We start from the raw sequence: 21,153 nt of genomic DNA on the forward strand, positions 1-21,153 counted from the left end.
TAAAAATAAGAGGATATCCCAAAAGGGTCTACCTCTCGCTCAACATTCAATATATCGTCGCTTATTAAGCGAAGTTCAACTATATATTGTAGGTTGAGGGTTCTGACCCTTTGTTTGAGACATCCTCTTAATCCATTTATTTAGATCTTAACTTATCAAGCTCAAGGAGGAATTTATCGTTTAATACTTTAATATATGTTCCTTTCATGCCTAAGGAACGTGACTCGATAACGCCTGCGCTTTCAAGCTTTCTTAATGCGTTTACGATGACAGAACGAGTAATTCCAACACGGTCAGCAATTTTCGATGCAACTAATAATCCTTCATGGCCGTTTAGTTCTTCAAAAATGTGCTCAATCGCTTCAAGTTCACTATATGATAAGGAACTGATCGCCATTTGTACGACTGCTTTGCTTCTAGCTTCTTCTTCAATTTCCTCAGCTTTTTCACGCAAAATTTCCATTCCGACAACAGTCGCACCATATTCAGCAAGAATCAAATCATCATCCTGGAATTTATCGTGCAATCTTGCAAGAATTAATGTACCAAGACGTTCCCCTCCGCCAATAATTGGAACAATTGTTGTTAGACCTTCACTAAATAGATCACTATTTTCAACTGGGAACGCAGTGTACTCACTTTCCACACCAATATTAGATGAAGTTTCACGGATATTAAACAATCCTTGTGTATACTCCTCCGGGAATTGACGATCTTCTAACATTTTCTTCATACGCTCGTTTTCAATTTGCTGATAAACAGAAAAGCCTAAAAGCTTACCACGACGACTTACGATGAAAACATTGGCTTCAATAATTTCACTTGATGTTTCAGCCATTTCTTTAAAATTGACCGGTTTTCCAGCTGCTTTTTGCAATAATGCATTAATTTTTCTAGTTTTTGTAAGTAAATCCATGTGTTTCTTCCTCCTAATTAGCTACAACCATTATTAAATTTTATTATTATGTTGGCCCTGTAAACTTGCTTGTTGATTTCCGCTCCAGGAGCTTGCTTCAATCAACATATCGGCAAAATCAACAATGAGTTTAACATAGCCATTTTGTTAATACGATCGTTAAGACGTATTAACTATATCTAGACTGAATGTTTATTATTTATTTACAACAAACATCATTCCTATAAAATGAACTGGCTTAAATCTTTATTTTTGGAAATAGCACCAAGCTTATCATCCACATATTGTGGTGTAATAGTGATTTTCTCCATTGAAATGTCGGGCGCTTCGAAGGATAAATCCTCTAAAAGCTTTTCCAAAATGGTATGAAGTCTTCTAGCCCCAATATTATCGGTATTTTGATTCACTTCAAAAGCGATTTCAGCTATTCTACGAATAGCTTCGTCAGAAAATTCAATTTGTATACCTTCTGTTCCTAATAATGCCTGATATTGTTTAATTAAGGCATTATCCGGTTCCACTAAAATTCGATAGAAATCCTCAATCGTTAATTTAGTTAATTCTACACGAATTGGGAATCGGCCTTGAAGCTCAGGAATTAAGTCTGAAGGTTTAGCCATATGAAATGCACCTGCGGCAATAAATAAAACATGGTCCGTTTTGATGGAGCCGTATTTTGTTACAACCGTAGAGCCCTCGACTACAGGTAAGATATCTCTCTGGACTCCTTCACGAGATACATCCGCTGAAGAACCGCCGGAATTTTTACTCGCAATTTTATCAATTTCATCGATAAAAATGATTCCGTTTTGTTCAGCTCGAAAAATTGCTTCTTGTGTAACCTCATCCATATCAATGAGCTTCTGGGCTTCTTCATTCGTTAGAACCTTTCTTGCTTCACGAACGGTTAGTTTCCTTTTCTTCCGTTTTTTTGGCATCAAGTTACTCAGAGCATCCTGCATATTCATTCCCATTTGTTCGATGCCGGAACCTTGAAGGAGATCAAACATTGACGGCGTTTGCTCTTCCACTTCAATTGATACTATTTCATTTTCAAGCTCTCCAAGCGCGAGCCTTTCCTTGAGAACTTTTCGTTTCTCAGTTGCAGAATAATCTTCTTGCTGCGGCTCTTGTTCATTTGAAGAACCTCCGCCTCCAAACAGCATTTCTAGCGGATTTTTATAATTATTAGCCTTTTTAGACGATGGAACTAATAAATCCACAAGCCTAGCATTCGCATTCTCTTCAGCTCGTTCCTTCACACTTAACATTCGTTCCTCTTTCACGAGTCTAACTGAGGTTTCTACAAGATCACGCACCATTGATTCTACATCACGGCCGACATATCCAACCTCTGTGAATTTAGTCGCTTCAACCTTTATAAATGGTGCTCCAACTATTTTGGCAATTCTTCTAGCGATTTCTGTTTTACCGACACCTGTTGGGCCTATCATCAAGATATTTTTAGGAATGATTTCATCCCGAAGCTTCTCATTTAGTAAATCTCGTCTATAACGATTCCTTAGTGCTACTGCCACTGCCTTTTTTGCATCCTTTTGCCCAATGATATATTGGTCAAGTCTTTCAACAATTTGGCGTGGGGTTAGATTCGTTGTTCTTCCCATGTCTATCTCTCTCCTTTCGGTTATAGCTCTTCCACAATAATGTTTTGGTTCGTATAAACACATATTTCAGCAGCTATTTCCAAAGAGGCTTTGGCAATTTCCTTCGCAGATAAATGGTCACCAGCGAATTTTTTAAGAGAACGCCCTGCGGCTAATGCATAATTACCACCAGAACCAATCGCAAGAATTCCGTCATCTGGTTCAATGACTTCTCCAGTACCTGAAACAAGAAGTAAATATTCACGATTCATTACGATCAACATCGCCTCAAGTTTCCTAAGCATTTTGTCGTTTCGCCATTCTTTGGCGAGCTCAACTGCTGCCCTTTGGAGATTTCCATTGTATTCCTCTAATTTTCCCTCAAAAAGTTCGAATAAGGTAAATGCATCAGCAACAGAGCCGGCAAATCCAGCCAATACTTTCCCATTAAATATCTTTCTTACTTTTCTTGCAGTGTGTTTCATCACAACAGCGTTACCGAATGTTACTTGCCCGTCCCCAGACATAGCACATTCTCCATTATGTTGAATCGCAAATATCGTGGTAGCATGGAATTGATCCATAAAATGGTCCCTCCTTCTGGGAGTTTTCTACTTAGACAATCAATGACGCTTCGTATCTTTCACGATTCTTGTTAGAACTATTTAAAACCTATGAAAAAACCATATACATTTATGCCCTTCGAATATAAGACATATACGTTTGCTTTCGCGTTCGTATGTAACTTGTTAGGTTGGTATTTTTTTAAATAACTTTATCTCGTATATTGAAATCAAGGTTTGTTTTATCCAACTACACATGAATCTTTTCCAATTGTAATTATTTGTTAAGATACTTATAAAGAAATCACTGATATCATGTTGGTAATGTTCAAGTGTATTTTGAGTAATTCCTCACCATTTGTAAACAGTGAATAACTAATTTTAATAAATTATTCACATTTATCATACAAATCAATTCACAATCGTTACTAAATCGTAACATACTTCTATAGCCCTTGCAATGGAATTTACAAAAACTTCATAAAGTTCTGAATTGTTTCTAAAGCTCGATTAGCGTGTTCCAAATTCCTTTCCTGTTTTCCTTTTATTCGGATAGGTAGGTCTGGAAATAGTCCGAAATTCGCATTCATCGGTTGAAAATTTTTAGCGTTTGCAGTTGTAATATAACGAGCCATGCTTCCCATTGCAGTTTCAGCAGGAAATTCTACTGGTTGGAGTCCTTGAACGAGCCGTGCAGCATTCATGCCCGCGATTAACCCACTGGCTGCTGATTCCACATACCCTTCAACACCTGTCATTTGGCCAGCAAAAAATAAATCTTCCCGCTTATTAAATTGATATGTTGGTTTTAGTACCTTGGGAGAATTGATAAAAGTATTCCTGTGCATTACCCCATAACGGATAATTTCTGCATTTTCAAGCCCAGGAATTAATTGAAATACTTCCTTTTGAGCTCCCCATTTTAAATGAGTCTGAAAGCCGACAAGATTAAAGAGCGTGCCTGCAGCATCGTCCTGCCTAAGCTGGACAACAGCATATGGTCGTTTTCCTGTCTTTGGGTCTTCTAATCCAACAGGCTTTAATGGACCAAATAGCATCGTTTTCTTTCCCCGAGCTGCCATCACTTCAATCGGCATACAACCTTCAAAAAATACTTCTTTTTCGAATTCTTTTAATGGTACTGTTTCTGCACTAATTAAGGCATCATAAAAACGGTTAAATTCTTCCTCCGTCATAGGACAGTTTAGGTAGGCCGCTTCACCTTTATCATATCGAGATTTCAAGTAGACTTTATCCATGTCAATACTCTCTTTCTCAATGATCGGTGCTGCAGCATCATAAAAATAAAGATAATCTTCACCCGTTAAGGTCTTCAGCCTTTCTGATAATGCCGGACTCGTTAACGGGCCTGTTGCAATGACGGTAGGACCATCTGGAATATCGCTAACCTCTTCATTCATAACGGTAACATTTTCATGATTTTTTACTAAATCAGTAACTTTTGCAGCAAATTCATGGCGATCTACAGCAAGAGCTCCTCCTGCCGGTACAGAACAAGCATCAGCCGAAGCAATAATAACAGAGTCAAGTAGCCGCATTTCTTCCTTTAACACACCTACAGCGTTTGTTAATGTGTTTGCACGAAGTGAATTACTGCACACCAATTCAGCAAATTGATCTGTATGATGAGCAGGTGTTTGTTTTACTGGTCTCATCTCATAAAGGCGCACTTTCACACCGCGTTTAGCAATCTGCCAAGCAGCTTCGCTACCCGCCAAACCAGCACCAATTACGTTAATGGTAACGTCACTCATTGTATATCTTTCCTCTCTATTTTTTCAAATTTAAAGTTTCAGTGCAATCTATGTTTACCTTTCCCATTTTTAAGTCCATCTTGCATTGTACTATACCTTTTAACCAAATGAAAAGCGGAAGCGCCTTGATCAGGGGTGACAGGCATAAGCCAATCCGGCATGAAGGTTGTTCTATAACCTTCTTGACGGATTGGCTTATGACCCCGAGCCCCTAGGCGCTGGAGCTAGACAATAAGAAAAGCGGAAGCGCCTTGGTCAGGGGTGACAGGCATAAGCCAATCCGGCATGAAGGTTATTCTTTAACCTTCTTGACGGATTGGCTTATGACCCCGAGCCCCTAGGCACTGGAGCTAGACAATAAGAAAAGCGGAAGCGCCTTGGTCAGGGGCGACAGGCATAAGCCGAGCCGGCGTGAAGGTTGCTTTTTAACCTTCAGGACGGATTGGCTTATGACCCCGAGCCCCTAGGCGCTGGAGCTAGACAAATGAAAAGAGTGAGCTTAGCCCACCCTCTAACTTTGCTGCTCTTCCTTGTAATCACATTCAATACACTGAACTTGAATACCTTTTTTTAATTTCTTTTCTACAAGCAGCCCTTCACACTTCGGACAACTTCTTGGTAATGGTTTATCCCAAGAAATGAAATCACATTCTGGAAAACGGTTGCAACCGTAAAAAAGTCTTTTTTTCTTGCTTTTTCGTTCAATGATTTGACCTTCCTTACATTTAGGACAAGTAACACCGATTTCTTTTACAATTGGTTTTGTATTTCGACAATCCGGAAAATTGCTGCATGCCATAAATTTTCCAAATCGACCCATTTTAAATACCATCGGGCTTCCGCAGTTTTCGCAATCCTCTCCCGCAGGCTCATCCTTAATTTGCACCGTTTGCATCTCTTTCTCGGCTATTTCTAAATGCTTTTCGAAATCTCGATAGAATTCATCAATGATGTCGGCCCAGGCAACTTTACCCTCTTCTACATTATCTAAATCCCGTTCCATTTTTGCTGTAAATTCCACGTCGAGGATATCTGGAAAGAACTCAAACATTAATTCATGGACGATTTCTCCTAACTCCGTTGGAACGAAGCGCTTGTTATCAAGTGCAACATAACCTCGCTTCTGAATCGTATCCAATGTAGGGGCATAGGTTGACGGACGACCGATACCTAATTCCTCTAATGTTTTAACTAGTCGGGCCTCAGTGTATCTCGGAGGTGGTTGAGTAAAATGCTGCTTTGGATCCATATCCTTCTTAAGCACTTCGTCTCCTTCTTTTAAATCAGGGAGCATTTTCTCTTTTTCTTCTACCTGATCATCAGAGCCCTCAACATAAAGCTTCATAAATCCAGGAAATTTAACTTTGGAGCCTGTTGCCCGGAATAAGACATTCCCATTCTGCAAATCTACACTCATTGTATCCATTACAGCCTGTGCCATTTGACTTGCTAAAAAACGCTCCCAAATTAATTTATATAGACGAAATTGATCTCTAGATAAAAACTCTTTTATATGATTAGGTTCACGTAATGTGCTAGTGGGGCGAATCGCTTCATGTGCATCTTGAGCATTCGATTGTTTTTTTTCTTTTCTTTGTTCCTCTTTTGTGTAATCTTCACCATACTCTTCACGAATATAATTAGCAGCCTCCACTTGAGCAATCTCAGATATACGGGTGGAATCTGTTCTCATATAAGTAATGAGACCGACCGTTCCCTCTTTTCCAAGTTCGATGCCTTCATAAAGCTGCTGAGCAAGCATCATCGTTTTTTTGGCACGGAAATTCAGCTTTCTTGCTGCTTCCTGCTGTAAGGAAGACGTTATAAAGGCTGGAGCAGGATTTCTTTTTCGTTCCTTTTTAGAAACGGAAATAACCTTAAACTTATTTCCTTTCATCTGCTTTAACACATTTTTAACATCCTGTTCCGACTTTAGTTCTGTTTTGCCCACATCGATAAAAGAATGAAAATTAGCACTAAATTGGTTCTTCCCCTTTAGAAATTCTCCTTCAAGTGTCCAATATTCCTCCGGAGTAAAATCTTGTATTTCTTTTTCACGGTCGATGATTAACCGAACAGAAACCGATTGAACACGCCCAGCACTTAATCCTTTCTTTACTTTTTTCCAAAGAAGTGGACTAATATTGTAGCCGACAAGGCGGTCTAGAACCCGGCGGGCTTGCTGTGAGTCAACCAAATTCATGTTTATTGGACGCGGATGCTTAAATGATTCTTTAATGGCATCCTTCGTGATTTCATTAAACACTACTCTACAGTCTGATTGGATATCAACATCAAGGCTATGGGCAAGATGCCAAGCAATAGCTTCCCCCTCACGATCAGGGTCAGCTGCGAGAAAGACTTTTTTTGCTTTTTTAGCAGCCGTTTTTAATTCCTTTAAAACAGGACCTTTACCGCGAATGGTAATATATTTAGGTTCAAAACCATGTTCAACGTCTACACCCGTTTGACTTCGAGGCAGATCCCGAACATGACCCATAGATGCTTTTACTTTATATTTATTCCCTAAATATCGTTCAATCGTTTTTGCTTTTGCAGGCGATTCGACGATTACTAGAAACTCTGACATTCAATAATCCTCCTTAAGAGGGATATAAAAGTGATGGAAGCGCCTTAATGCAGGCAAAAGCCCAATTCTAGCCGCTTTCAATTTGAGAAGTTTTCCTTAAATTCCAGTTATTTCAACATGGAGCAGAGAAAATACTTACAAAAGTGCATTATCCCAAAATTTTTTTCTCGTTTTTAATAAGTAATATTTGAGCATACATTCATATATTCTTTTTTTCGAACATCTGTTGCAAAATGTATAACATCTTTCAAATAATTTCAACCTTTTTTTTCTAATTTCTTAATTTATTCAATAAAAGACTGAAAAAAACACAGGAATTTAATACCGTTATTCAATCTTACCTATGTTTACAATCTAATTTCAACTAGGATATCTTCTGCACTTGTCACTAATTTTGCACCTTGTTGGATGATCTCGTTTGCACCAACTGAATAGGGATTAAAAATGCTTCCCGGTAACGAAAAAACCTCCCTTCCTTCGTTTACGGCATAATTTGCTGTAATCAAGGAGCCGCTTTTTCGTTTTGCTTCAATGATTAAGGTGCCCTTTGCTAGACCGCTAATAATTCGATTCCTTGCAGGAAAATGCCATTTAAGGGGCTTTGTATCAGGGGGATATTCCGAGAGGATTAGCTGTGTTTTCATCATTTCTATTGCTAAACTCATATTTTCCTTAGGATAGATATGATATAACCCACCCGCGATTACAGCAATGGTGTTTCCTCCATTTTTAATGGCGTATTCATGAGCGAGAGTATCAATGCCCTTTGCTAGACCGCTTACAATGAGAACCCCTTTTTGAATTAATTCTGGAAAGATGAACCTAATCGCATTTTTTCCATACTGGGTAGCTTGGCGTGAACCTACAACAGCAAGCATCGGGTCTTTTTTTAGGAGAGAAAGGTCTCCCTTTGCAAATAATGCCCAAGGCGGCTGGTAAATTTCTTTTAATAGACTTGGATATTCCTTATCAAAAATGGAAATAACATTAATTTCATTTGTTTCATATTGTCGGATTTGTTCATGGATGATATCAGACTGAAGAGTAACACTAGGAGTTGGTGTGAAGTCATTGAGAGGAAAGATTGGATCCTTGTCGATGGAATCAGGAAAAAGACTGTAAAGGGTAGAAAGCATCGGATCCTTCTTCAGAATTTGAAAAACCTTGTTCCATGTGATATTCGGATAATGCAGCAAATGTATTAATTTTTCTTTGAAATCATCCATATATTTTCCTCCTACTAATTTTTTTAATAGCTTTAAACTTGCCTGTTGATTTGCGCTTCAGGCACTTCGCTTTCCGCGGGCGTTCCGGGGAGCCTCCTCGGCGCTAAGCGCCTGTAGGGGTCTCCCCTGCCCCGTATTCCCGCAGGACGTTGAATCGGCATCTTTGAATCAACACCGCACGAAGGAAATGCGATAGCATTTTCGAGGAATCTCGTGCCTTACGCTTCAATCAACATTGTTTCGAAAATCAACAATGACCTTTAACGCAGCCTTTTTAATATGCAGAAATAGTCCCTCAGGTCATGAGGGACTATCTGTATAGCATCTTAGATGTTATTTACATTTTGATAATTGTCTTTCTTCCACTTTTCTAGTGGGTTTTACACTTTTCGTATAAGCCTTGCTCTTTCAATACTTCGATTAATGTTTCACCCATAACGGACGGTGTTTCAGCCACTTTAATGCCGCATTCATTCATTACGCGGATTTTTTCATCAGCTGTCCCTTTACCACCTGAGATAATGGCTCCAGCATGGCCCATACGCTTTCCAGGAGGTGCCGTACGTCCTCCAATAAAGCCGACAACAGGCTTCGTCATATTGGCTTTCACCCATTGAGCAGCTTCTTCTTCAGCAGTACCGCCGATTTCACCAATCATGATCACTGCATATGTTTCTGGATCTTCATTAAACGCCTTTAAAACATCAATGAAGTTGGTTCCGTTAACTGGGTCCCCACCAATACCAACAGCCGTTGTTTGACCAAGACCAGCTTGTGTTAATTGGTGTACAGCTTCGTATGTTAATGTTCCTGAACGAGAAACTACGCCGACATGGCCTTTAGTATGAATATAGCCAGGCATTATCCCAATTTTACATTCATCAGCGGTAATAACTCCTGGGCAGTTTGGACCGACCAAACGAGTTTTCTTGCCTTCCATGTAACGTTTTACCTTTACCATATCCAATACAGGAATATGTTCTGTAATACAAATAACCAAATCTAATTCAGCATCAACAGCTTCAATAATGGAATCAGCTGCAAATGGAGCAGGAACATAAATTACAGAAGCATTAGCACCAGTTGATTCTACAGCTTCCTTCACTGTGTTGAAAACAGGTACTCCTTCTACTTCTTGACCACCTTTACCAGGAGAGGTCCCACCAACGATTTTCGTGCCGTATTCAAGCATTTGTTTCGTATGAAAGCGGGCTGTTCCACCTGTAATCCCTTGAACAATAACTTTCGTATCTTTATTAATAAAAACGCTCACGTTAATTCCCCTTTCTATGGATCCTATTTCACCAATGAAACGATTTTTTGTGCGCCATCAGCCATAGATTCTGCTGCAACAATGTTTAGACCTGACTCAGCAAGGATCTTCTTACCTAAGTCAACATTTGTTCCTTCTAAACGAACAACAAGTGGAATGGTAAGTCCGACTTGTTTTGCTGCTTCTACTACACCCTCAGCAATGACATCACATTTCATGATTCCGCCAAAAATATTGACAAAAATCCCTTTTACGTGTGAATCAGAAAGGATTATTTTAAACGCTTCCGTTACCTTTTCAGCTGTGGCACCGCCCCCAACATCAAGGAAGTTTGCCGGATCCCCGCTGTAATGCTTAACGATATCCATTGTTGCCATCGCAAGCCCAGCACCGTTAACCATACAGCCGATGTTTCCATCTAATGTGATATAGCTTAAATCATATTTTGAGGCTTCAATTTCTTTCGGATCCTCTTCCTCTAGGTCACGATACTCTACTACATCTTTTTGACGATATAAAGCATTTGAATCAAAGTTTAACTTAGCATCCAACGCCATAACTTTACCGTCACCAGTAACTACTAATGGATTAATTTCAGCAATAGAACAGTCCTTTTCAATAAATGCTGTATAAAGACCCATCATGAATTTTACCGCTTGATTTACTAGTTCATTTGGAATATTTATGTTGAAAGCAATACGACGTGCTTGGAATGGTTGTAAGCCAATTGCCGGATCGATTACTTCTTTAAAAATCTTCTCCGGTGTTTTCGCTGCAACTTCTTCGATTTCTGTTCCACCTTCTTCTGAGGCCATTAACACGACACGAGAAGTAGCACGGTCTAAAACTAAACCAACATAATATTCTTTTTTGATGTCGCAGCCTTCTTCAATTAAAAGGCGCTTCACTTGTTTTCCTTCAGGACCTGTTTGGTGTGTAACCAATGTTTTTCCTAAAATTTCGTTAGCATATGTACGAACCTCATCTAGGTTTTTCGCAACTTTTACACCGCCGGCTTTACCCCTTCCGCCTGCATGGATTTGCGCTTTTACTACACATACTTGTGTTCCAAGAGATTTAGCAGCCTCCACAGCTTCTTCAACCGTGAATGCAACTTTTCCATTTGGAACATTAACCCCGTATTTTCTGAGGATCTCTTTTCCTTGATACTCATGGATATTCATTTCCCATCCTCCTATCGAACTCTTAAAAATTAGACTGCGCTTTCATTTTATATGTAGATACTTTTCTTGTCCACCATTATGCAAAAAAATTATATTCCTTTTAAATTTCGACTTGATTTTTAGCCTTTTTATTCGGTTTTTATAAGGTTATTATTTTTTAAAAATAATAAAAACAGACTGATACCATCTGTTCAGGCTGTCGAAAAACCCTCGGCATCCTCTTATTTTATTCAATTACTTTAACAATCAACCGCGTTAATTTGTTATAATATTATTAGTATATATCGGCTTTCAACTTGTCTGTTAATTGACGCTCCAGGCACTTCGCTTTCCGCGGGCGTGCCGGGGAACCTCCTCGTCGCTTTGCTCCTGCGGGGTCTCCCCTGCCCCGTACTCCCGCAGGAGTCTTCGTGCCTTCCGCGCCAATCAACAGAGTGTTTCAATAAGACCTTCAACTCAACTAATAAATATTAAAAAGACGTTGTGAAATCAATGTTTAATCCAAAAGAGTCTAGCCAAAGTGAATATGAATTTGTGTCTATTGATGAATTAGTTCCTGACGAACATCTCCTCCGTTTGATCGATAAATATATTGATTTTTCTTTCTTAAAAAGTTCGCCCTTTTTTTAGCGATGACAACAGTCGCCCTACTAATCCCCTTATTCTTTTTAAAATGATGTTTATTGGTTATCTTTACGGCATTCGTTCTGAGAGACTACTAGAAAGGGAAATAAAAATGAACATTGCCTACCGCTGGTTCTTAGGTTTGAAATTCCATGATCCGGTTCCCCATCACTCTACAATTAGTTGGAATCGGCAACATCGTTTTAAAGACACTGATATCTTTCAGGAAATTTTTGATGAAATTGTTCTTCAGGCAATCAATCACAAGATGGTCGGTGGTCGTGTTTTATTTACGGATTCAACTCATTTAAAAGCAAATGCAAATAAACACAAGTTTACAAAACAAGAAGTGGAAGTGGTTGCAATACTTTAGGTTGATTTACCTCCCTGTTGATTGGAGCGGAGGGCACTCGACTCCTGCGGGATAGAGAGGTCACTGGAGACCCCACAGGCGCCATAGCGCCGAGGAGGCTCCAGGACCTCCCCGCGGAAAGCGAGTGCCCGGAGCGGAAATCAACTGGCCCATTTGCATGGACAATCAATAAATTTGGTATATAGATTCTGACAAAATAAAAAATTGCCGAGAAAAATACCCTTTCTCGACAATCCGAACAGACTGATACCGTCTGATTTCCATTAAGAATTTTACTCTAATATAAATCTTTAATTGGTGCAAAACTTTTTCGATGATACGGAGTTATTCCATGCTCTTCAATGGCTTTTATATGTTCCTTCGTGCCGTATCCCATGTTTTGCTCGAAGTGATAAACAGGATAAGATGCAGATATTTCCATCATTAAACGGTCTCTTGCAACTTTTGCTACAATGGAAGCAGCTGCAATAGAAACACTTTTGGCATCCCCTTTGATAATTGATTCAGATTCATAAGGCGTTTCAAGCTTCATGGCGTCAATTAATAATAAATCAGGTTTAATATCTAGGGAGGCTATTGCTGATAGCATTGCTTTTTTTGTGGCCTCATAAATATTTATTCTGTCAATTTCTTCTGGATCTATCATAGAAATGCTAAAAGCTATTGCCTCTGATTTAATCTTTTCAGCATATTCTTCTCGTTTTTTTTCAGACAGCTTTTTTGAATCATCAATCCCGGGTAAGAAAAAATCCTCTGGCAAAATAACAGCGGAAGCAACTACCGGACCCGCAAGTGGCCCTCTGCCAACTTCGTCAATACCTGCGATCCACTGAAATCCTTGTGCTCGATATTTTCTCTCATATTGTGTCATGTCGATAAATTTAGCCTCATAGAACCTTTCCCGCTCTTTTTCTTTTTTCCATTTGGCTAATAGATTTTGAACACCTTTTCTTTCATCCTTTACAACTTCTTGCAAGAAAGGGTGGGACTCATCCGAAATTGTCGATAACTGATTTTCAATTTGTTTGATTGTTTGCTTTTTCATATCATTCACCTAAGTTTTATTTAAAGGCTATGTTAAACATGGCTGTTGATTTCCGCTCAAGAAGCGAGCATCCGCGGGCTGTCCGGGGAGCCTCCTCGCCGCTGTAGCGCCTCCGGGGTCTCCCCTGCCCCGTACTCCCGCAGGACGTTGAATCAGCATCTTTGAATCAACACCGCACGAAGGAAATGCGATAGCATTTTCGAGGATCTCGCACCTTCCGCTCCAATCAACATAGTGGCAAAATCAGCAATGTTCTTTAACATAGCCTATAGAAAAATAAAGCCCTCCAAAGGAGAGCTTACACATTATTCTCTTCAATTTGCATATCTTGCGGCCGCTCGAAGGAAAGCGGACCGAATTTTTCAAGTCTAATTTCACGGATTACCAATTCAGCTACTTTATCGTAGTCGATCAATCCACCGCCCATTAAACAGCCTCTCAGCTTTCCAATGTGGTCAAATATGGCGACAACATCATCCGGTAAATTATCGAGCTGATATCGCTCTTTAAGCCGTTCAGGATAGGCTTTTTCCAAAAACCTTAACGAATATACTGTTAAATCCTGAAGGTTTAATAGGGTATCCTTAATTGCCCCAGTGATCGCCAGCTTCATTCCCACTTCTTGGTCTTCAAACTTCGGCCAAAGAATCCCAGGGGTATCCAATAGCTCCAACTCTTTTCCTACTTTAATCCATTGCTGAGCTTTCGTCACACCAGGAGTGTTCCCTGTCTTAGCAATGTTTTTTTTCGCCAAGCGATTAATTAAAGTGGATTTACCGGCATTTGGAATCCCAACAATCATGGCACGAATCGCCCTTGGCCGGACTCCTTTTGCTCTTAGGCGATCTAATTTTTCCTTTAAAATTTCATGAGAAGCCTGAACAATTTCTTTCATTCCTTCTCCAGCCTGAGAATTAATAGCTAACGCTCTGATTCCTTTTTCTTTAAAGAAGGCAATCCATTGTTTGGTCACTTCTCTATCCGCCATATCAGCTTTGTTTAATAAAACCAGTCTTGGCTTGTGCTGAATAATTTCGTCTATCATCGGATTTCTGGAAGAGTATGGAATACGTGCATCAACTAATTCAAAGATAATATCTACAAGCTTTAATTTTTCTGTGACCTCTCTGCGAGCCTTTGCCATATGGCCTGGAAACCATTGAATCGTCAAAGTGCCACCTCCAAACTCTATTTCAATTTAACAAAATGGGCATCCTTTAACGGCCAATATACGACGGTTGCCTTACCGATGACTTTATTCATCGGAACGGCGCCGATATGTCGGCTGTCCTTACTAAAGCGGCGGTTATCACCCATAACAAACAATTCCCCTTTAGGAACTGTCTTTTGTCCCACTGCTGTTTCATCTAAGGTAAACGGATCTGTTAGCGGTCCATCTGTTACTTGTTTTTTATACTCATCTAAATATGGTTCTTTATACGCTTTACCATTGACATATAATGTATCATTTTTATACTCAATTTTATCACCTGGAAGACCAATAACCCGCTTTATGTAATCTTTGTTTTCTGGTGCATGGAAAACGATAATATCAAATCGTTGAGGCTTGCCAATTTCATAAGACAATTTATTGACAATCATTCTATCCTGATTCTTTAATGTTGGCATCATGGATAGCCCATCAACCACGATTGGAGCAAATAGGAAATAACGAATAACTGCAGCGAGGATAACGGCAATTAACAGTGCTTTCGTCCATTCCCAAAGTTCATTTTTCTTTTTTGTCATTCAAATACCCACCAATCACTAAAAAAAGTTTTATTGAGCTTATTTTACATAACTTCAACCGATTTAACACGATGGGAGATGATTTTTTAATTAAACTTTAATATTTTTAATTGTGAAAGCGTTCTTTACCAGGTACTGGAACTGGATAATTATTGATGTAAATGGTTTCTTTTCGTTTAAAAAAAGGGCTTGCAATGCAAGCCCCCTTTTGTTTATCGAATTTCTTTGATTCTTGCTTTTTTACCGCGAAGTTCACGTAAGTAGTAAAGCTTAGCACGGCGGACTTTACCGCGGCGAATTACTTCAAGCTTCGCAATTTTTGGTGTGTGTAATGGGAATGCACGCTCAACGCCAACACCGTAAGAAATCTTACGTACTGTAAAAGTTTCGCTAATTCCACCACCACGACGCTTAATCACAACACCTTCGAATAACTGAATCCGCTCACGAGTACCCTCGATAACTTTAACGTGAACACGTACTGTATCACCAGGACGGAAAGCTGGAAGATCAGAACGAAGTTGTTCTTTTGTGATTTCCTCAATTAATTTATGCATCGTTTTCAACTCCTTCCAACAGATGCTCATACAAACTATTAACTTGAAATTGCAGCGGAACATCGTTATAAGACCCTATCTGAAACAATATCAGCTTAAGTCACAAGATGTATCTTAACATAAATAGTGTACAATAAGCAATAGCTACTCGTATTCTTTTTTTACTTCTTCTAGCCATTTTTGTTGGCTTTTTGTTAATTCAATTTTCTCAAAAAGGTCAGGGCGTCTAACTAGTGTCCGCCTCAATGCTTCTTTATTCCGCCACTCTTCAATCAATTTGTGATTCCCTGATAACAGGACTTCGGGAACCTTCCAGCTACGAAAATCAGCAGGTCTAGTGTAATGAGGATGCTCAAGCAGCCCCGTACTAAAGGAATCCTTCATGTGGGACTCTTCGTTTCCTAACACCTCAGGCAAAAGGCGGACAATGCTATCAATAACCACCATAGCCCCTAGTTCACCGCCTGTTAAAACATAATCACCTATCGATATTTCATCCGTCACCACATGCTCACGAATCCGCTCATCATATCCCTCATAATGACCACATATAAAAATCAGATGATCTTCTTTTGCCAATTCCTCAGCTTTCCTTTGATCATAGCGTTCACCTTGCGGGCAAAGTAGAATGACCCTTGTTTTACCAGATGTAGCTTTTGCTTTAAGATCATCCACAGCATCAAATATCGGCTGTGGCATTAATACCATTCCCGCACCGCCGCCATAGGGATAGTCATCGACAGAATTATGCTTGTTATCGGCATAGTCGCGAAAATTAATTACACCATATGACACAGCTGACTTTTCAGCGGCTTTATGCAAAATTGATTGTCCGAGTACACCTGAAAACATTTCTGGGAACAATGTAAGCACATCAATTTTCATCATGAAAGCAGCCCTTCCATCGGCTCTATGAAAACGGTTTTTTCTTTTACATCTACTTTTTTAACAACATCGTAAATATAAGGAATCAAAACCTCCTTGCCTCCCTTGCCTTTTACGACCCATACATCATTTGCTCCCGGAGTCAGAATTTCGGTAATTTTTCCGATTTCATCCCCATTCATAGTAAAAACCATGCAGCCGATTATTTCATGATAATAATATTCATCCTCATTCAATTCACCAAGCTGTGATTCGGGTACCTTCAATATCCCATCACGAAACTTTTCAACATCATTAATGTTTTCGAAGCCTTCAAATGTTAATAGTTCAAAATTTTTATGGGTTCGGTGGCTTTTAATCGTTAATTCAATAGGTGTGGTAGATTTCGGCAAAAACAAGTATAAAACGTTTCCTACTTTATATCGCGCTTCCGGGAAATCAGTTCTCGATATAACACGAACTTCTCCTTTTATTCCATGGGTATTGACAATTTTCCCGACATTAAACCATTTTTCCATTTCACTTTTCACCTTCTTATATCTTCTATAATGCCGTCCTTTATGATAATTGAGGGTTTCCCTATTTTTTCGTCCCAAAGGTCACCAACCTTTATTTCAACAAGGGCTTGGACTTCCTTTTCCTTAAGTTCACTGCCTAATGGTAGCATATGTAATTGTTCAATTTGAAACTCAAGGAGTTTTTCTTTTTCTTTGCGGGATTGGATTTCCTTTTCGAAATTTTTTTTTAGTGCTGTGGGTGAAAAGGTTTTGGACTTTTCCAATCGTTTCAGTTCAAATTGAAGCTGGCTGCACTCTTTTTGAAGCTGCTGCATTTGGGAATGATATTTTTCTAATAGTTTTTTTCTGCTATTTTCTGTTAATATCTGCTTCACCACAACATTTTGAATGATTTGCATAAGATTGCCTCCTTCTTAACTTAAAGCTTTTCTTATAACAAAAAAGGGAGGACTGTTGATCCCTCCCTTTCATCTAGATGTCTAGATTCAGCGCCCGTTTAGTGAAACTCACTAAACGGGCGCTGAAGCTTTAATTTGATGCAAAAAGCTATTCACCAATTTCTAGAAAAATCTTTTTCTGTTGTGATGATCCTGCTGCATAGACAACAGTCCTAATGGCCTTTGCAACTCGCCCTTGCTTGCCGATTACTTTTCCCATATCCGCCTTATTAACGGAAAGTTGATATGTGATGGTTGAAGTATTTTCTACAACATCGACATGAACCTCATCGGGAAAATCAACAATGGGCTTAACAATCGTTTCGATTAGTTGTTTCATTATCCGTTACGATTACTTGCTTAATTTTGCATTATGGAATTTTTCCATGATGCCTTGGCTTGAGAAAAGATTACGAACTGTATCAGATGGTTTTGCTCCGTCTTGTAACCATTTAAGAGCCAATTCTTCATTGATATCAAGCAAAGCTGGTTGTGCAACTGGATTGTATGTTCCAACGATTTCAATGTAACGTCCATCACGTGGTGAACGAGAATCTGCTACTACAATACGATAGAAAGGAGTTTTCTTAGCTCCCATACGTTTTAAACGAATTTTTACTGCCATTTTTAATAAGCACCTCCGAAATGTTTTACACAAGAAATAATATTACAGAAAAGTATTTGGTTTGTAAAGGTTTTTCTCTTTACAGAATCAAAAAAATTAAAAAGGCTTAAACGGAAACTTGAAACCGCCCTTTTTCTTTCCTTTTTGTTGCATGCCAGTCATTTGCTTCATCATTTTTTTCATATCCTCAAACTGCTTAAGTAAACGGTTTACCTCAGGAACAGTACGTCCGCTTCCTTTAGCAATCCTCCGTTTGCGATTCGAGTTCATGATTTCCGGATGAATCTTCTCTTCCTTCGTCATGGAACGAATGATGGCCTCAACGTGAGCAATTTGTTTTTCGTCGACTTGCAGATTATTCAAACCTTTGATTTTATTTGCCCCTGGCATCATTTTTAACAATTCGTCAAGCGGTCCTAATTTACGAACCTGACCAAGTTGATCTAAAAAGTCATCAAGCGTAAAGGTAGCTGTCCGCATTTTCTGCTCCAGCTCTTTTGCTTTTTCCTCATCCACATTGGCTTGGGCTTTTTCAATTAAGGTAAGCACATCACCCATGCCTAGAATCCTAGATGCCATCCTTTCAGGGTGAAAGGGCTCAATCGCATCCATTTTCTCCCCAAGACCAACGAATTTAATTGGTGTTTGAGTTACAGCACGAATGGAAAGAGCAGCACCGCCGCGGGTATCACCATCAAGCTTTGTCAATACAACACCGGTTAAACCAAGCTGTTCATTAAAGCTTTGTGCGACATTGACAGCATCCTGACCTGTCATCGCATCGACAACGAGGAAGATTTCATCAGGTTTAGTTAACTCTTTAATGTCCTTTAACTCATCCATCAATGCTTCATCGACATGAAGTCGGCCAGCGGTATCGATTAGGACATAATCTTGATGTTCTTCTTTTGCTTTGGCAATCGCCTGCTTGGCAATTTCAACCGGACTTACTTGGTCTCCAAGTGAGAAAACAGGCATATCCAATTGTTTTCCAAGTGTTTGTAGCTGCTTGATTGCAGCTGGGCGATAAATATCAGCAGCAACTAGCAATGGTTTGCGGTTATACTTCTTGCGAAGCAGATTAGCAAGCTTTCCTGTTGTAGTCGTTTTACCGGCACCCTGCAGGCCGACCATCATAATGACTGTCGGTGGACGATTCGAGACAGCAATTTTGCTTTGTTCACCGCCCATTAATGCTGTTAATTCCTCATTAACGATTTTAATAATCTGCTGTCCAGGAGTTAAACTTTTTAAAACTTCCTGTCCAACGGCGCGTTCACTGACTTTCTTTACGAAATCTTTGACAACTTTGAAGTTAACGTCTGCTTCGAGAAGAGCAAGGCGAACTTCACGCATCATTTCTTTTACATCCGTTTCAGAGACCTTTCCTTTGCCACGGATTTTTTGTATGGTACTCTGCAGTCGGTCGGCTAATCCTTCAAATGCCATTCATGCCGCCTCCAAATCTAATCTAATTTCGCAAGCTCCTCAATAGCTTCCAATATTACCTGCTTTGAACAATCTTCATTAAGTGATTTTTTTAATTGGTTTAGGAGCCTAGTTCGCTCTTGAAACTTTTGAAATAATAGCAGCTTTTCCTCATATTCCTCCAGCATTGCTTCCGTCCGCTTTATGTTATCATAAACGGCTTGGCGGCTAACCTCATACTCTTCGGCAATTTCCCCTAGAGAGTAATCGTCTAAATAATAGAGGGACATATAGCTCTGCTGCTTTGGCGTTAACAACGAAAAGTAAAAATCATAAAGATAGTTCATTCGAGTTGTCTTCTCAAGCATGCCATGAGCTCCCTTCTTGTTAAGTGAAAAGCCTTTACAAAAGTAGTTTACACAGCAGGAAACCTTATGTCAAGATAATGCCTTAACATCAATAAGTGTTTCGTATTTTGATAGGTTTCTAAATTAAAAAGGCGTTTTAAACTTGCCTGTTGATTTGCGCTCAAGAAGCGAGCATCCGCGGGCGTGCCGGGGAGCCTCCTAGGCGCTTAAGCGCCTGTGGGGTCTCCCCTGCCCCGTACTCCCGCAGGACGTTGAATCAGCATCATTGAATCTACACCGCACGAAGGAAATGCGATAGCATTTTCGAGGATCTCGCGCCTTCCGCTCCAATCAACATTGTTTCAAAAATCAACAATGACCTTTAACACAGCCATTAAAAAAGAAAAGCAGTACTTTTGAACAAATACTGCTTTTATACAACTAATTATTCTGATTTTTCCACCTGGTCTGCAAATAAACCGTAAACATATTGTTCAGCATTGAATTCTTGGAGGTCATCCATTTTTTCTCCAAGGCCGACAAACTTCACTGGGATTTTTAATTCATTACGGATTGCCAAAACAATACCACCTTTTGCTGTACCGTCTAATTTAGACAGTACGATGCCGCTGACATTTGTTACTTCCTTAAAGGTTTTTGCCTGAATCAGAGCATTTTGTCCGGTTGTTGCATCAAGAACTAGCAGAACCTCGTGCGGTGCCCCAGGCACTTCTCTCTCGATGACACGTTTTACTTTTTCCAGCTCTTTCATTAGGTTTACTTTATTTTGCAGCCTTCCTGCTGTATCACACAATAATATATCCGCTTTACGGGCTTTCGCTGCTTGTATCGCATCAAACATGACAGCTGCTGGGTCGGATCCTTCAGCCTGCTTAATGACTTCTACACCGACTCTTTCACCCCAAACCTCGAGCTGCTCGATTGCCCCGGCACGGAAGGTGTCACCGGCTGCCATCAGCACTTTTTTCCCTTCACTCTTAAACTTATGCCCAAGTTTACCAATTGTTGTCGTTTTTCCGACACCGTTAACCCCAACAAATAAAATAACCGTAAGCTCGTCCGTTTGCAAATTCAAATTTGAAGTTAGCTCTTCACCGGCATTATAAATATCCACAAGCTTCTCGGAAATTACACTTTGCACCTCTGCAGGATCCTGGATATTGCGTCGTTTTACTTCCAACTTCAGCTCATCAATAAGCTTCATTACCGTATCAAAGCCGACATCCGCTTGAATCAAGATTTCTTCAAGCTCTTCAAAAAAGTCTTCATCCACCTTCCGATAACGGGCAACAAGATTGTTTACTTTTTCTGAAAAATTGCTCCTCGTTTTCGACAGGCCATCCTTAAACTTCTCCGTCACTGAATCTGTTTGCTTCGTAATTTTTTCTTTTAATTTTTTGAAAAAGCTCATTT

Annotated in this window: 20 protein-coding genes and 1 pseudogene; 1 reads left to right on the forward strand and 20 read right to left on the reverse strand. The window is 39.6% G+C overall.

What is annotated here, in order from left to right; genetic code table 11:
* Positions 1–136: 136 nt before the first annotated feature.
* The 8 genes from codY to sucC form a co-directional block, all read right to left on the reverse strand.
* Entirely contained in the window at positions 137–916 is a 780-nt protein-coding gene (codY, locus tag BN1082_RS01850; protein ID WP_090630058.1) for a GTP-sensing pleiotropic transcriptional regulator CodY, read from the reverse strand.
* A gap of 221 nt (positions 917–1,137) precedes the next feature.
* A complete protein-coding gene (gene hslU, locus BN1082_RS01855) occupies positions 1,138–2,541 on the reverse strand; it encodes an ATP-dependent protease ATPase subunit HslU (protein ID WP_090630060.1) in 1,404 nt (467 codons plus the stop codon).
* Positions 2,542–2,561: 20 nt separating this feature from the next.
* Complete coding sequence (gene hslV, locus BN1082_RS01860) at positions 2,562–3,104, reverse strand: ATP-dependent protease subunit HslV (protein ID WP_090630063.1); 543 nt, start codon at positions 3,102–3,104, stop codon at positions 2,562–2,564.
* A 446-nt stretch (positions 3,105–3,550) separates the two neighbouring features.
* Positions 3,551–4,858 (reverse strand): FADH(2)-oxidizing methylenetetrahydrofolate--tRNA-(uracil(54)-C(5))-methyltransferase TrmFO, encoded by a 1,308-nt coding sequence (trmFO, locus tag BN1082_RS01865; protein WP_090630065.1) that lies wholly within the window; start codon positions 4,856–4,858, stop codon positions 3,551–3,553.
* A 511-nt stretch (positions 4,859–5,369) separates the two neighbouring features.
* Complete coding sequence (topA, locus tag BN1082_RS01875) at positions 5,370–7,448, reverse strand: type I DNA topoisomerase (RefSeq protein ID WP_090630069.1); 2,079 nt, start codon at positions 7,446–7,448, stop codon at positions 5,370–5,372.
* Between the two features lie 347 nt (positions 7,449–7,795).
* Positions 7,796–8,674 (reverse strand): DNA-processing protein DprA, encoded by an 879-nt coding sequence (gene dprA / locus BN1082_RS01880; RefSeq protein WP_090630072.1) that lies wholly within the window; start codon positions 8,672–8,674, stop codon positions 7,796–7,798.
* Positions 8,675–9,044: 370 nt separating this feature from the next.
* Positions 9,045–9,947: a succinate--CoA ligase subunit alpha gene (sucD, locus tag BN1082_RS01885; protein WP_090630074.1), complete on the reverse strand. Its 903-nt coding sequence runs from the start codon at positions 9,945–9,947 to the stop codon at positions 9,045–9,047.
* 23 nt (positions 9,948–9,970) lie between these two features.
* Positions 9,971–11,131: an ADP-forming succinate--CoA ligase subunit beta gene (gene sucC / locus BN1082_RS01890; RefSeq protein ID WP_090630077.1), complete on the reverse strand. Its 1,161-nt coding sequence runs from the start codon at positions 11,129–11,131 to the stop codon at positions 9,971–9,973.
* Positions 11,132–11,623: 492 nt separating this feature from the next.
* Here sucC and BN1082_RS01900 point away from each other — a divergent pair.
* Positions 11,624–12,113 (forward strand): annotated as a pseudogene (locus tag BN1082_RS01900) (transposase); the annotation flags it as partial.
* Between the two features lie 292 nt (positions 12,114–12,405).
* Here the strand turns inward: BN1082_RS01900 and BN1082_RS01905 are convergent.
* From BN1082_RS01905 to ftsY, 12 genes are all read right to left on the reverse strand, one after another.
* Complete coding sequence (locus tag BN1082_RS01905; protein WP_090630080.1) at positions 12,406–13,173, reverse strand: ribonuclease HII; 768 nt, start codon at positions 13,171–13,173, stop codon at positions 12,406–12,408.
* 298 nt (positions 13,174–13,471) lie between these two features.
* On the reverse strand, positions 13,472–14,344 hold the full coding sequence (gene ylqF / locus BN1082_RS01910; RefSeq protein WP_090630083.1) for a ribosome biogenesis GTPase YlqF: 873 nt from the start codon (positions 14,342–14,344) through the stop codon (positions 13,472–13,474).
* Between the two features lie 17 nt (positions 14,345–14,361).
* Entirely contained in the window at positions 14,362–14,922 is a 561-nt protein-coding gene (lepB, locus tag BN1082_RS01915; protein ID WP_090630087.1) for a signal peptidase I, read from the reverse strand.
* A gap of 212 nt (positions 14,923–15,134) precedes the next feature.
* The gene (gene rplS / locus BN1082_RS01920; protein WP_090630090.1) at positions 15,135–15,479 is read right to left on the reverse strand and encodes a 50S ribosomal protein L19; all 345 of its coding nucleotides are present in this window, start codon (positions 15,477–15,479) and stop codon (positions 15,135–15,137) included.
* A gap of 144 nt (positions 15,480–15,623) precedes the next feature.
* Positions 15,624–16,364, reverse strand: coding sequence for a tRNA (guanosine(37)-N1)-methyltransferase TrmD (trmD, locus tag BN1082_RS01925; protein WP_176699697.1), 741 nt, complete (start codon positions 16,362–16,364; stop codon positions 15,624–15,626).
* Positions 16,364–16,882 (reverse strand): ribosome maturation factor RimM, encoded by a 519-nt coding sequence (gene rimM, locus BN1082_RS01930; protein ID WP_090630095.1) that lies wholly within the window; start codon positions 16,880–16,882, stop codon positions 16,364–16,366. The genes trmD and rimM overlap by 1 nt, the downstream gene beginning before the upstream one ends.
* Positions 16,883–16,890: 8 nt before the next feature.
* Positions 16,891–17,280, reverse strand: a complete 390-nt coding sequence (locus BN1082_RS01935; RefSeq protein WP_090630097.1) for a YlqD family protein — start codon at positions 17,278–17,280, stop codon at positions 16,891–16,893.
* A 148-nt stretch (positions 17,281–17,428) separates the two neighbouring features.
* Positions 17,429–17,659, reverse strand: coding sequence for a KH domain-containing protein (locus BN1082_RS01940; RefSeq protein ID WP_090630100.1), 231 nt, complete (start codon positions 17,657–17,659; stop codon positions 17,429–17,431).
* 12 nt (positions 17,660–17,671) lie between these two features.
* Positions 17,672–17,944 carry a 30S ribosomal protein S16 gene (rpsP, locus tag BN1082_RS01945; RefSeq protein ID WP_090630103.1) on the reverse strand — a complete coding sequence of 91 codons (273 nt, stop codon included), beginning with the start codon at positions 17,942–17,944 and terminating at the stop codon, positions 17,672–17,674.
* 96 nt (positions 17,945–18,040) lie between these two features.
* Positions 18,041–19,393, reverse strand: coding sequence for a signal recognition particle protein (ffh, locus tag BN1082_RS01950; RefSeq protein ID WP_090630104.1), 1,353 nt, complete (start codon positions 19,391–19,393; stop codon positions 18,041–18,043).
* Between the two features lie 17 nt (positions 19,394–19,410).
* Positions 19,411–19,740: a putative DNA-binding protein gene (locus BN1082_RS01955; protein ID WP_090630107.1), complete on the reverse strand. Its 330-nt coding sequence runs from the start codon at positions 19,738–19,740 to the stop codon at positions 19,411–19,413.
* A gap of 424 nt (positions 19,741–20,164) precedes the next feature.
* Complete coding sequence (gene ftsY, locus BN1082_RS01960; protein ID WP_090630109.1) at positions 20,165–21,151, reverse strand: signal recognition particle-docking protein FtsY; 987 nt, start codon at positions 21,149–21,151, stop codon at positions 20,165–20,167.
* Positions 21,152–21,153: the final 2 nt, after the last annotated feature.

The sequence above is a fragment of the Neobacillus massiliamazoniensis genome (genome assembly GCF_001048695.1).
Classification (GTDB): Bacteria; Bacillota; Bacilli; order Bacillales; family Cytobacillaceae; genus Neobacillus; species Neobacillus massiliamazoniensis.